Origin of the sequence: Bradyrhizobium sp. WYCCWR 13022, assembly GCF_030435535.1 — a bacterium.
GTDB lineage: Bacteria > Pseudomonadota > Alphaproteobacteria > Rhizobiales > Xanthobacteraceae > Bradyrhizobium.
Window position 1 is genome coordinate 192309 of sequence record NZ_JAUIZJ010000002.1, and the last position, 13374, is coordinate 205682.

The 13374-nt window shown below is 64.0% G+C and carries 10 protein-coding genes and 1 pseudogene; 3 read left to right on the forward strand and 8 right to left on the reverse strand.

What is annotated here, in order from left to right:
• Window positions 1–9: 9 nt before the first annotated feature.
• From QY049_RS01880 to QY049_RS01900, 5 genes are all read right to left on the reverse strand, one after another.
• Entirely contained in the window at window positions 10–651 is a 642-nt protein-coding gene (locus QY049_RS01880; RefSeq protein WP_301268712.1) for an HAD-IA family hydrolase, read from the reverse strand.
• An 18-nt stretch (window positions 652–669) separates the two neighbouring features.
• Complete coding sequence (locus tag QY049_RS01885) at window positions 670–1233, reverse strand: DinB family protein (protein ID WP_301268713.1); 564 nt, start codon at window positions 1231–1233, stop codon at window positions 670–672.
• Between the two features lie 70 nt (window positions 1234–1303).
• Window positions 1304–4282, reverse strand: coding sequence for an excinuclease ABC subunit UvrA (gene uvrA, locus QY049_RS01890; RefSeq protein WP_301268714.1), 2979 nt, complete (start codon window positions 4280–4282; stop codon window positions 1304–1306).
• A 272-nt stretch (window positions 4283–4554) separates the two neighbouring features.
• Window positions 4555–5232 carry an outer membrane protein gene (locus tag QY049_RS01895; protein ID WP_301268715.1) on the reverse strand — a complete coding sequence of 226 codons (678 nt, stop codon included), beginning with the start codon at window positions 5230–5232 and terminating at the stop codon, window positions 4555–4557.
• 235 nt (window positions 5233–5467) lie between these two features.
• Window positions 5468–6238 carry an outer membrane protein gene (locus QY049_RS01900; protein WP_301268716.1) on the reverse strand — a complete coding sequence of 257 codons (771 nt, stop codon included), beginning with the start codon at window positions 6236–6238 and terminating at the stop codon, window positions 5468–5470.
• A gap of 425 nt (window positions 6239–6663) precedes the next feature.
• Between QY049_RS01900 and QY049_RS01905 the strand changes: the two genes are divergently transcribed.
• From QY049_RS01905 to gyrA, 3 genes and pseudogenes are all read left to right on the forward strand, one after another.
• Window positions 6664–7161: a single-stranded DNA-binding protein gene (locus QY049_RS01905; protein WP_092234768.1), complete on the forward strand. Its 498-nt coding sequence runs from the start codon at window positions 6664–6666 to the stop codon at window positions 7159–7161.
• A 252-nt stretch (window positions 7162–7413) separates the two neighbouring features.
• Window positions 7414–7751 (forward strand): annotated as a pseudogene (locus QY049_RS01910) (DUF2306 domain-containing protein).
• 168 nt (window positions 7752–7919) lie between these two features.
• A complete protein-coding gene (gene gyrA, locus QY049_RS01915; RefSeq protein ID WP_194475779.1) occupies window positions 7920–10664 on the forward strand; it encodes a DNA gyrase subunit A in 2745 nt (914 codons plus the stop codon).
• A 9-nt stretch (window positions 10665–10673) separates the two neighbouring features.
• Here gyrA and QY049_RS01920 read toward each other — a convergent pair whose 3' ends face one another.
• The 3 genes from QY049_RS01920 to QY049_RS01930 form a co-directional block, all read right to left on the reverse strand.
• Entirely contained in the window at window positions 10674–10805 is a 132-nt protein-coding gene (locus QY049_RS01920; protein ID WP_258766833.1) for a hypothetical protein, read from the reverse strand.
• A gap of 34 nt (window positions 10806–10839) precedes the next feature.
• Entirely contained in the window at window positions 10840–12693 is a 1854-nt protein-coding gene (locus tag QY049_RS01925) for a potassium transporter Kup (protein ID WP_194482727.1), read from the reverse strand.
• 191 nt (window positions 12694–12884) lie between these two features.
• A complete protein-coding gene (locus QY049_RS01930) occupies window positions 12885–13142 on the reverse strand; it encodes a hypothetical protein (protein ID WP_301268717.1) in 258 nt (85 codons plus the stop codon).
• Window positions 13143–13374 lie beyond the last annotated feature (232 nt).

A 13374-nucleotide genomic window follows, 5' to 3' on the forward strand; every position in this document is an offset into this window, starting at 1 on the left:
GATTGCGTTTCAAATTGTTGCCGGCATCCGGCCGACCGCATCCGCGATCTCATCCATCTGCGCGAACATGTAATCTGGCGCAAGAGCTCTCAACGCGGCCGGCGCGGCATAGCCCCAGCTGACGGCACCGCAGGCAATCCCAACCGCACGCGCCGCCTCGATGTCGCGGACCTCGTCGCCGATCGAAACGACATTGCCCGGGGTAACGCCGGCGCGCCGGATCACGCGGCGGAATCTCGCGGGCTTGCCGAACACCGAGGCTGCGCAGTCGAAATGCTGGAATAGAGCGGCCGATGCGCCGAGCTTCTGCCGCGCATTGACCTCGCTGTCCGAGGTCACCAGCGCGAGCTGCACGCCAGTCTCCGCGAGCGTCCGCAGCATCGCCTCCGCGCCCGCAAACAGCGAAATCTCGCCGGCGGCTTCTGCCTTCAGCCGCCGCGCATAGCGCGCGATCGCCGGCAGCTTCCACAAGGGTACCTCGAGCTGCTTGAGGATCTCGCGTGTCGAGGCATGCCGTAGCCCCTCGATATCCTCATCCCGCACGCGCCGAAAGCCGAAGCGGTCGGCGACGTCGTTGATGGTGCGCAGGAACCACGGGAAGCTGTCGACGAGCGTGCCGTCGAGATCGAAGATGGCGAGGGAGAAGGGCATGGAGGAAAAATTACACCGCTAGGATTTCCATACGATCTCCTCGGTCCAACCGAGATCGGCAAACTCGGCCGCCCGAAGCGGGGCTTCTCCTTCCGCGAAGAATTCATCGAGCTGCGGCGGGGCAACAGCTGTTTCGGACATCATCGCGTGCGCCTGTCCGCGATGATGAATCTGATGCTGGAAGAGATGCATCAGCAGCCGGTCGCGGCGCTCGGTCTGGACCCGGGTGTCGCGGTTGATCCGGACCGAGTCGTCAAGACGTTCAGGCGTCAGCGCATCGCAGATAGCGAGCAGGCGCTTGTCCATGGCAGCTTGGGCAGGCTTCAATTCGGAGAGCGAACCGTGCGGCACTTCGTTTTGCCAGGCGCGTGGTCCGAGCCAGCCACCCTCAAGGGCATCGACGTAAAAGAGGTCGATGACATAGATGTGGTTCAGCGTGCGCTGCAGGCTCGGGAAGAACCCGGTTCGCCGGGCTTCGAACTCGGCCTGGCTGAGGCCGGCGCACGCTGTGAGCAGGCGATGGTTCGCCCAGGCATTGTTGCGAGCGAAGGCGCGATAGGTTTGCACAAGTCCAGCAGGCATGTCGGCACCGGTCTCACGAGAGGAGCGCAGGCGGACTACGCTTCGCTAATCCGCCCTCTACGGTTTCGATCTACTCCGCCGCTTCGCTCGTGCTTCTTCGTTTCGGCTTCCTTGCCTTCTTCAGCACCGGCTCCAGGAACTTGCCCGTGTAGCTCCGCTGTGCTTTCACGATGTCCTCGGGTGGACCCCAGGCGACGATCTCGCCGCCGCCGTCGCCGCCTTCAGGGCCGAGGTCGATGACCCAGTCCGCGGTCTTGATGACTTCGATATTGTGCTCGATGACGACGACCGTGTTGCCCTGCGCGACCAGCTCGTGCAGCACCTCCAGCAGCTTCTTGACGTCGTGGAAGTGCAGGCCGGTCGTGGGCTCATCCAGGATGTAGAGGGTGCGGCCGGTGGCGCGTTTTGACAATTCCTTCGCCAGTTTGACGCGCTGGGCTTCGCCGCCGGAGAGGGTCGTGGCCTGCTGGCCGACATGGATGTAGTCGAGGCCGACGCGGTGCAGCGTCTGGAATGTCTCGCGCACGCGCGGCACCGCCTTGAAGAACTCGGCGGCTTCCTCGACGGTCATGTCGAGCACGTCGGCGATGCTCTTGCCCTTGAACAGGACTTCGAGCGTCTCGCGATTGTAGCGCTTGCCCTTGCAGACGTCGCAGGTGACGTAGACGTCGGGCAAAAAGTGCATCTCGATCTTGATGACGCCGTCGCCCTGGCACGCCTCGCAACGGCCGCCCTTGACGTTGAAGGAGAAGCGCCCGGGCTCGTAGCCGCGCGCCTTGGCTTCGGGCAGGCCCGCAAACCACTCGCGGATCGGTGTGAAGGCGCCGGTATAGGTCGCCGGATTCGAGCGCGGAGTGCGGCCGATCGGCGACTGGTCGATGTCGATGATCTTGTCGATGTGTTCGAGACCCTCGATGCGGTCGTGCGGCGCGGCGCCTTCGCTGGCGCCGTTGAGCTTGCGCGCGATGGCGCGGTAGAGCGTGTCGATCAGCAGCGTCGACTTGCCGCCGCCGGAGACGCCGGTGACGGCGGTGAACAGGCCGAGCGGAATCTCGGCCGTGACGTTCTTGAGGTTATTGCCGCGCGCGTTCACCACCTTGATGGTGCGGCGATGGTTCGGCGGACGCCGCTCCGGCACCGCGACTTCGAGCTCGCCGGTCAGGTACTTGCCGGTGAGGGATTTCGGGTTGCGCATGATCTCGTCGGGCGTGCCTTCGGCGACGATGTTGCCGCCATGCATGCCGGCGCCGGGGCCGATGTCGAGCACGTAGTCTGCGAGCCGGATCGCGTCCTCGTCATGCTCGACCACGACCACGGTGTTGCCGAGGTCGCGCAGGCGCTTCAGCGTGTCGAGCAGGCGCGCGTTGTCGCGCTGGTGCAGGCCGATCGAAGGCTCATCCAGCACGTAGAGCACGCCAGTCAGACCCGAGCCGATCTGGGAAGCCAGCCTAATGCGCTGGCTCTCGCCGCCGGACAGCGTGCCGGAGGAGCGGGAGAGGGTGAGGTAGTTGAGGCCGACGTCGAGCAGGAAGGTCAGGCGCTCGCGGATTTCCTTGAGGATGCGGCCGGCGATCTCGTTCTGCTGCTTGTTCAGCGCGTCGGGCACGGTCTCGAACCATTCGCCGGCCTTCCTGACCGACAGCTCCGAGATCTCGCCGATATGCTTGGCCCCGACCTTGACGCACAGCGCCTCCGGCTTCAGCCGGAAGCCGTTGCAGGCGCCGCAGGGTACGTCGTGGAAATATTTTGCCAGCTCCTCGCGCGCCCACTCGCTTTCGGTCTCGCGATAGCGGCGGTTGATATTGGTGATGACGCCTTCGAACGGCTTCTTGGTGTCGTAGGAACGGACGCCGTCCTCGTAGGAGAACTTGATCTCGTCCTCGCCGGAGCCGTGGAGGATCGCGTCTCTCGTCTTCTTGGGCAGATCCTTCCACTTGGTCGTCAGGGTGAACTTGTAGTGCTTGCCGAGCGCCGTCAGCGTCTGCGTGTAATAGGGCGACGACGACTTGGCCCAGGGCGCGATCGCGCCCTTGCCGATCGCGAGCTCCTTGTCCGGAATGACGAGGTCTTCGTCGACATGCTGCTCGACGCCGAGGCCGCCGCAGGCCGGGCACGCGCCGTAGGGGTTGTTGAAGGAAAAAAGTCTGGGCTCGATCTCCGGAATGGTGAAGCCGGAGACGGGGCAGGCGAACTTTTCCGAGAACAGGATGCGCTCGGGCCCGCTCTTGTCGTGGATTTTTGCCGTCTTCTTTTTCTCTTCGGCAGGCGCAGCAGCAGCCGGTGCATCGGCATACTCGATGACGGCAAGGCCCTCGGCGAGCTTCAGCGCGGTCTCGAAGCTCTCAGCCAGGCGCTGGCCGATATCGGCGCGCACCACGATGCGGTCGACGACGACGTCGATGTCGTGCGGGAATTTCTTGTCGAGGTTAGGCGCTTCCGCGAGCTCGTAGAAGGCGCCGTCGATCTTGACGCGCTGAAAGCCCTTCTTGAGCCATTCGGCGAGCTCCTTGCGGTACTCGCCCTTGCGGCCGCGCACGACGGGGGCCAGCAGATAGAGGCGGGTGCCCTCGGGCAGCGCCAGCACGCGATCGACCATCTGCGAGACGGTCTGGCTTTCAATGGGAAGGCCCGTGGCCGGCGAATAAGGCACGCCGACGCGCGCCCAGAGCAGGCGCATGTAATCGTAGATCTCGGTGACGGTGCCGACCGTCGAGCGCGGGTTCTTCGACGTCGTCTTCTGCTCGATCGAGATCGCCGGCGACAGGCCGTCGATCTGGTCGACGTCGGGCTTCTGCATCATCTCCAGGAACTGGCGCGCATAGGCCGAGAGCGACTCGACGTAGCGGCGCTGGCCTTCGGCGTAGATGGTGTCGAAGGCGAGCGAGGATTTGCCGGAGCCCGATAGCCCGGTGAACACCACGAGCTTGTCGCGGGGAATCTCGACGTCGATGTTCTTGAGGTTGTGCTCGCGCGCGCCACGGATCGTAATTGCGCGCAGGTGTGATCCCGCGTTCTGCTGTTGGCGCTTCGCCTTGATCACTTCATCCATCCGCGTTGCCCTCAAGGAATCCCACGAGCGAGCGACCGCGCCAACGTTCGGGCGCGCTTCGCCCGGAACCGGGATCGGCGCCAATGGGTATGTGGGCGAACGTAGGAAGAACGGAGACGGATTTCCAGAGGGACTTGCGAATCGTCAACGGATTGTTGGTGCGCTGGCGGGACTTGGCAGCAGCGCCTGGAGATCGGGACGGAAGGAACAACAAAAAGGCCGGCGCGAGGCCGGCCTTTCGTGACGATGAGACGTCGGTCGCGATCTTCAGATCAATACTTGGCGACGACCGGGCCGTTGAAGTGATAGTTCACGCCGACCTGCACGGTGTGGAAGTTGACCGTGCCGGTGGGCAGAGCGCCCGTGAAGTAGGTCTCGCCGCCAAGGCTGCGATACAGGTACTCGCCCTTGACCGACCACTGCGGAGCGAAGAACGCCTCGACGCCGGCGCCGACGGTCCAGCCAGAGTGCCACTTGCTGTCCGACACGGACACGCCGAGTGCGGAGAGGCTGATCTTGTTGTCGATCCAGGCGTAGCCGCCGGTGCCGTAGAACAGGACGTTGTTGACGGCATAGCCGATGCGGCCGCGGACGGTGCCCATCGCGTCGGTCTTCGAGCTCACGCTCACGACGCCAAAGCCGGGAACAGTGGCTGCGGCGGAGGCGCTGACGTCGGCCCAGGTGCCATCGGCCTCGATACCGAACACGACGTTGCCGGTCTGCCAGTTGTAGCCAGCGGTGCCGCCGACGAAGCCACCCTTCATCTTCGGGTCGCCAGAGGCGGCTTCCCAGGCGCCGCCGCCGACGATACCGAGATAGAAGCCGGTCCAGTTGTAGACCGAGGCCATCGCGACCGGAGCCTTGGTGTAGGGGCGAGCCGCCAGGTCGGCAGCCGAAGCGGCGCCGGTGAGGGCGATCAGAGCGGCCGAAGCCAACAAAATCTTTTTCATGTTCAAGTAATCCCAGTCCCAGTTTCTGTTGTTGTCTTCCGTGCGTCGGAAGCACAGCGGACGCGTTGGTCCAACTGATGTCGTGCTTACACCACTGAAGCTGTAAGTTGTGTCTCTCAAAAGTCACAACGAATACAAAATGTAATACTCACTGACCTATAGTTCCCCATCGGGAACAGGCAACAAAAAGGCCGGCACGAGGCCGGCCTCCGATTCCCGAATGATTTCAGGAAGATCAGTACTTCGCGATGATGGGGCCGCCCCAGCGATAGTTGAGGCGGACGAGGCCCATGTCGACGTCCTGGCTGATCCGGTCGGTCTGGAATGCGCCGCCGCCGACGGGCGCGTTGAGCGTGAGCGTCCGGTTGCCGAGGAAGATGTGATCGTACTCGACGCCGACCGTCCAGTTGGGCGCGAAGCCGAATTCGAGGCCGGCCCCGACCGTGCCGCCCCAGCGGGTGTCGCTGGTTGAGGCGAGCAGGGTGCCTGCACCGACGAAGCCGGGCGCCGTGTAGATGTCGAACTTGTCCGCGACTACGGCGCCGCCGCCCTTCACGTAAAACAGCACGTTGTTCCAGGCATAGCCGATCTGGCCTGTGAACAGGCCGAAGGCGTCGATCCGCGAGCGGTTACGCTGCGCCAGGAAGAAATTGCTGACATTGTCGCCGGAGAAGTCGGCCCAGTTGCCCTGGCCTTCGAGGCCGAACACCCAGCTGGCCGATTGCCAGCGATAGCCGACCTGGCCGCCGACCGTGCCACCGGTGGCGTTGTGGCAGCCTTCGCCGCCCACGAATGCGCCGCCGCCGAGAACGACGTTGTCCCAGCATTTGTGGCTCGATCCGCCGCCGCCGTTGATGCCGATGTAGAAGCCGCTCCAGTCGTAGATGGTGGCGATCATCGGCGGCGGCGCCTTGGTGTAGGGACGAGCCGCAAGATCTGCTGCACTCGCGGGTGCAGACAGGCCCATTGCAACAATACCAATTGTACCGAATAGAATTTTCTTCATTGCAGTCTCCCCAGTGTCGTCCGCTTCAGATGTCCCCGAAGCGGCCCATCAGGCGCGACGCCCATCAGAACCAATTCCGAGAAAACCGTAATCCAATCGAACGCCCGAGTCCGTCTCTGGAATGCAACAGTCGGCGGGCAACTGACATGCGCTTAACCTGATGAATGTTAAGCGTTTTCCGGCTCTGTTCGGTTCCAATTCATGACGGCGTGCATAGCGGGGCAGGGTGTTCGTATGCACGCTTCGGTCGCATCAATTTCGATGGGAACAAATCTGGAACAAATGTCTGGCCGGTGCTATATGTGGGGATAACCGAGGGCGTGACGGGCCGATCGGCCCTTGTAAGCGTATAGGGTCGGCCCAACGGGCGGCAGCGCGGGCGCGCCTTTTTCGAAATTCAGTGGCATTTGGAGTGGAGAGCGGCGATGGCGGGAAGCGTCAACAAGGTCATTCTGGTTGGAAATCTCGGCAAGGATCCGGAAATCCGCCGCACCCAGGACGGGCGGCCGATCGCGAATCTGAGCATCGCGACCTCCGAGACCTGGCGCGACAAGAACAGCGGCGAGCGCAAGGAAAAGACCGAGTGGCACCGTGTCGTGATCTTCAACGAAGGGCTGTGCAAGGTCGCCGAGCAGTATCTGAAGAAGGGCGCCAAGGTGTACATCGAGGGCGCGCTTCAGACCCGCAAATGGACTGATCAGAGCGGCGTGGAGAAGTACTCCACCGAGGTCGTGCTCCAGGGCTTCAACTCGACGCTGACGATGCTCGACGGCCGCGGCGGCGGCGGAGGAGGCGGCAGCTTCGGCGACGAGCCGGGCGGCGATTTCGGCTCCTCGGGTCCCGTCAGCAGCGCACCGCGCCGCCCGGTTGCCGCCGGCGGCGGTGGCCGCAACAACGACATGGACGACGACATCCCGTTCTGAGGCGGGCAAGTTTCGTTTCCAACTTTGCTGCGCTCGCGTAGAGCGTCAGGATTTCCTACCAATTTACGGGCTGAGCTCGGTTTTCCGGGCCGGCCTCATGTGCTGCCTGAAGCCTTTGACGGGCCATGATGTGAATGGTATTAACTTAATGTTAATCATATTCACATGGGATCCCGGCCGAAGGGACGCGTCACATGAGCCCCGCCGCTGCTTGACGCTGCTCCGGCGATCCCGCTGCACGCCTTCGCGGCGATGGCGGCCTTCGTGCTCGGCATCGTTCAGTTCGCCGCCCCCAAGGGTACGCTGCCACACCGGACGATCGGCTGGATCTGGGTGGCGCTGATGGCCCTGGTAGCGGTCTCGTCGTTCTGGATCCACCAGATCGCCTGGTCGGGCCGTTCAGCCCGATCCATCTGCTGTCGATCTTCACGCTGGTGATGCTGCCGCTTGCGGTATGGCGGGCGCACACGCATCGCGTCGTCGCTCACCGGTGGAGCATGATCTTCATTTTCACCGGCGCGCTGGTGGTGGCGGGCCTGTTCACGCTGCTGCCCGGGCGCATCATGCACAGCGTGTTTTTCGGGGCGTAACGGGCAGTTCCGCCCGGCTCGTGCGGGCCCCGTTCCCGATGGTGGTGGACAAGGTCTAAGTCTCTGGAAAAACAGTCGGAAAAAGCGCTGTCTCGACCCTTGCAAGGGTGGTTATCAGGGCCTCGATGCGCTATATGATTCCCAGATAAAATTTCACCGGATTCCCCCTTGGCTGACGACGACAACAAGCCCGGCGACCAGCCGGCGCAACCCTCGGACATTCGCCCCGTTTCGATCTACGAGGAGATGAAGAAGTCCTATCTCGATTACGCCATGAGCGTGATCGTGTCGCGCGCGCTGCCCGATGCGCGCGACGGGTTGAAGCCGGTTCATCGCCGCATCCTGTTCTCGATGAACGAGGAAGGCTACACGCCCGACAAGAAGCACAAGAAGTCGGCCGGTATCGTCGGCAACGTCATGGGCCAATACCATCCGCATGGCGACCAGGCGATCTATGACGCGCTGGTGCGCATGGCGCAGCCTTTCTCGATGCGCGAGCTGCTGGTGGACGGGCAGGGCAATTTCGGCTCGGTCGACGGCGATCCGCCTGCGGCAATGCGCTACACCGAGTCACGCCTGACCAAGATCGCGCTCAAGCTGCTCGACGACATCGACAACGAGACCGTCGACTTCCAGGACAACTATGACGGCTCGACCAAGGAGCCGGTGGTTCTGCCGGCCCGGTTCCCCAACCTGCTGGTCAATGGCGCAGGCGGCATCGCGGTCGGCATGGCCACCAACATCCCGCCGCACAATCTCGGCGAAGTCATCGACGCGTGCCTCGCGCTGGTCGACAATCCGGCGCTGACGATCGACGAGCTCAACAACATCATCCCGGGGCCGGATTTCCCGACCGGCGGCATCATCCTCGGACGCCAGGGCATCCGCAGCGCCTATCACCTCGGCCGCGGCTCCATCGTGATGCGCGGCAAGGTCGAGTTCGAGACGATCAGGAAAGAGCGCGAGGCGATCGTCATCACCGAGATCCCGTATCAGGTGAACAAGGCGACGATGGTCGAGCGCATCGCCGAGCTCTACAAGGAAAAGAAGATCGAGGGCATCTCGGATCTGCGCGACGAATCCGACCGCGACGGCTACCGCGTCGTCGTTGAGCTCAAGCGCGACGCCGTGCCCGACGTGGTGCTCAATCAGCTTTACAAGTTCACGCCACTGCAGACCTCGTTCGGCGTCAACGCCGTCGCGCTCGATTCGGGCCGCCCGCTGACGATGAACCTGAAGGACATGCTGACGATCTTCGTCGGATTCCGCGAGCAGGTCGTCACCCGCAGGACCAAGTACAAGCTGCGCAAGGCGCGCGAGCGCGCGCATGAGCAGGTCGGCCTTGCGATTGCCGTCGCTAACATTGACGAGATCATCAAGGTCATCCGGCACTCGCCGACGCCGGCCGTTGCGCGCGAAACCCTGATGACGCGCGACTGGCCCGCGCGCGACGTCGAGGACATCATCACGCTGATCGACGATCCCCGCCATCGCATCAACGAGGACGGCACCATCCGCCTGTCGCTGGATCAGGCGAAGGCGATCCTCGAACTGCGTCTCGCACGCCTCACAGCGCTTGGCCGTGACGAGATTGGCGACGAGCTGTCAAAGCTTGCTGGCGAGATCGGCGAGTATCTCGAGATCCTGCAGTCGCGCGACCGGATTCTCGACATCATCAAGACCGAGCTCGCTGAGGTGAAGGCGGAATTCGCCACGCCGCGCAAGACTGTGATCATGGAGCAGGAAGGCGAGGTCGAGGACGAGGACCTGATCCAGCGCGAGGACATGGTCGTCACCGTCTCGCACGCCGGTTACGTCAAGCGCGTGCCGCTGTCGGCCTATCGCGCCCAGCGCCGTGGTGGCAAGGGCCGCTCCGGCATGCAGACCCGCGACGAGGATTTTGTGAGCCGCCTGTTCGTGGCGTCCACGCATACGCCGGTGCTGTTCTTCTCGTCGCGCGGCCAGGTCTACAAGGAAAAGGTCTGGCGCCTGCCGATGGCCGCGCCGAATGCGCGCGGCAAGGCGCTGATCAACATCCTGCCGCTGGAGCAGGGCGAACGCATCACCACCATCATGCCGCTGCCCGAGGATGAATCCACCTGGGCCCAGCTCGATGTGATGTTCGCCACCACAGGCGGCAACGTCCGCCGCAACAAGCTGTCCGACTTCGTCGACGTCCGCCGCTCCGGCATCATCGCCATGAAGCTCGACGACGGCGAAGCGATCGTCGACGTCCAGATCTGCACCGAGCATGACGACGTGCTGCTGACTGGGGCCGGCGGTCAGTGCATCCGCTTCCCGGTTCCCGACGTGCGCGTCTTCACCGGGCGCACCTCGATGGGCGTGCGCGGCATCGCGCTTGGCGAGGGCGACAAGGTGATCTCGCTCGCGATCCTGCGCCATGTCGAGACCACCTCGGACGAGCGTTCGGCCTATCTGAAGATGCGCCGCGCGGTCGCCGGCGAAGCTGCGGCTGAAGAGCCGGCAGCGGACGCTGAGGCCGAGGAGACCTCCGGCAGCTTCCAGCTGGCGCAGGAGCGCTATGCCGAGATGTCGGCGGCCGAGCAGGTCGTGCTGACCGTCTCCGTCAACGGCTATGGCAAGCGGACCTCGTCCTACGAGTACCGCACCACGGGCCGAGGCGGCAAAGGCATCGTCGCCATGAGCGTCAACAACCGCAACGGCAATCTGGTCGCGTCCTTCCCCGTGGAGGATGCCGATCAAATCATGCTGGTGACCGACAAGGGGCAGTTGATCCGCTGCCCGGTCGAAGGCATCCGTATCGCCGGCCGCTCGACGCAGGGCGTGATCGTGTTCGACACCGCCGAGGACGAGCACGTCGTCTCGGTCGAGCACATCACGGAGGAGGCCGAGAGCGGCAACGGGGCGAATGGCGAGGCGAGCGGGGAGTAACGCCCCGTTCTAAACGCCGTCCGCAAGCTCTCGCGACAGATCGGCAAGCGCATCCGAGGCCACCCTGCGGACGATCGATTGCGCCTGATCGACCGAGATCGACAGCCGGGGCTTCAGCTGCAAAGGCGGATCGCTGGGCATGGGCACTCGCTTCCGGCAGCGCTGCGGAGCCGTGCTAGATCTCCAGCTCCGTGCCGAACTCCACCACCTGCCTGGTCGGCACGCCGAAGAACGCGGCGGAGCGTTCGGCGTTGCGCTGGAGGAAGGCGAACAGGCCTTCGCGCCACACCCACATGCCCGGGATGTCCTCGCGCGGGATGATGGTCTCGCGGCCGACATAATAGGTGATGTCGGAGAGGTCGATGCCGGGCAGCTTGCCCTGGCGGCAGGCGAGCGTCAGTCCTTCGTAGATCGTCGGGTTCTGCATGAAGCCGTAATGCAGGATCACGCGGGTGATGCCGGGAATGATCTCGATCACTTCGGCGCGGTCCTGGTCGTCGATGTGCGGCAGCTCCTCGATCAGCACGGTGACGAGGACAATGCGCTCGTGCAGCACGCGGTTGTGCTTGACGAACTGCGTCAGCGCGAGCGGCACGCCTTTCGCTGCCGAGGCCAGGAACACGGCCGTGCCGGGCAGGCGCGCGCTGCACTTGTTGACTGCGGTCTCGATCAGGTCTTCCTCGGGTTGGCGCAGTTTTGCGCGCGCAGCTTCGACGAGCTTGACGCCGGCGCGCCAGGTCAGCATCAGGAAGGCGACGAGGCCCGCGAGCAGCAACGGAAACCAGCCACCCTCGAACAACTTGATCGAGTTGGCGGAGAAGAAGATCACGTCGATCACGAAGAAGAAGCCGTTCACGGCGACCACGAGCCAGGGCGAATAGCCCCACTGCATAGCGACCAGGGCGGCGAGAAGGGTGGTGATCGCCATCAGCAGCGACACCGCGATGCCATAGGCGCCGGCGAGCGCGTCCGACGTGCCGAAGCTCAGCACCGCGCCGAGGGTTGCTGCGGCAAGCAGCCAGTTCACCAGCGGCACGTAGATCTGGCCGATCGCATCGCTCGTGGTGTGGCGGATCTGCATGCGCGGCAGGAAGCCGAGCTGGATCGATTGCTGGGTCAGCGAGAACACGCCGGAGATGATCGCCTGCGAGGCGATGACGGTCGCAACGGCGGAGAACGCGACCAGCGCGTAGTGCAGGCTGTCGGGGCAGAGCTGGAAGAACGGATTCTCGATCATGCCGGGATCGGTGATCAGCAGCGCGGCCTGGCCGAAATAGTTCAGCACCAGCGCCGGCAGGCAGATCGCGAACCAGGCGAGCCGGATCGGCAGACGGCCGAAATGCCCCATGTCGGCATACATCGCCTCGCCGCCGGTCACCGCGAGGAAGGCCGCGCCGAGGATTGCGAAGGAGACGTGGAAGTCCTGATGGATCAGGAAGTCGAAAGCATAGAGCGGGCTGAGCGCGGCAAGCACCGCCGGCGCCTTGACGATGCCGTGGATGCCGAGCGCGGCCAGAACGACGAACCAGGCCAGCATGACAGGTCCGAAGATGCGGCCGATGAAGCCGGTGCCCTGCTTCTGCATCATGAACAGGCCGACAAGGATGGCGATGGTGATGGGAACGACCACGGGCGAGAGCGAGGGAGCATCGACCTTGAGGCCTTCGATGGCCGAGAGCACCGAGATCGCCGGAGTGATCGCGCCGTCGCCGTAGAGCAGCGCTGCGCCGACGAGGCCGACCACCAGTAGATGGGCGCGCCAGGTGCCGGATTGGGCGTGACGGGCATGCAGCAGCGCCAACAGCGCGACGATGCCGCCTTCGCCGCGATTGTCGGCGCGCAGGATCAGCATCGCATATTTCAGCGAGATGATCAGCAGCAGCGCCCAGAGGATCAGTGAGGCAACTCCCAGGACAGCCTCCGGAGTCACCGTGTCGCCGTGCGCGGCCGCCTTGGCGGCTTCCTTGAGGGCATAGAGGGGGCTGGTGCCGATATCGCCATAGACCACCCCGAGGGCGCCCATGGTCATGGCTAGCGGCAGCGGATCGGGATGATGATGGCCGGAAGCGACTGCGGGCGTACTGGACAAAGGCGATCCCTCAATGGGATCGCGCCCATCGGGCCGATCCGATGGGCGCGAGCATCACACAGTCTGCGACGGGACGTCGCAAATTGCCATGAGATTCATGCCGAGGATTATGACGCCGAGCTGACAGGCTCCTACGGGGTACGGTCCGCCGTCACGAGGCGAGCAATGCGAACGTCAGCCCTGGTGCCGGCGCGGCGCAGGCAGGACGCCTCGAAGTTCGGCCAGGCCTGCTGCGAGCAATCCCTGCCGATGGTCTTGATGTCGAGCCGGTCGCCCTTGGCAAGCGGTTGCGGCACGCTCGCTTCGACTGACGGAGCGAAACCGGGCAGGAGGGTGAGGGCTGCAGCAACACACGCAGCAAGAGCGATCGCTGAAAGAGCCTTGATCATTGACGGTCCCCTGTGATGCGGCCGCTACGCCCAGTTTGCGGCCCGTCGTTCGTTGGCCGGATTAGTAACCATGGCCAGTTTCCGGACGTCTTCGCCGATGCTGGAAATGGTTTCGTTGTCGCCCCGTTTTGTTTCGTGGACGCCCCAAGGACGAAACAAAGCCGCGCTTTCCGACGGCGTTGGGCGGAAAAACCGGCAGGGAACCTGTCCGGCTTGCCGGGCCGGGCCGGGC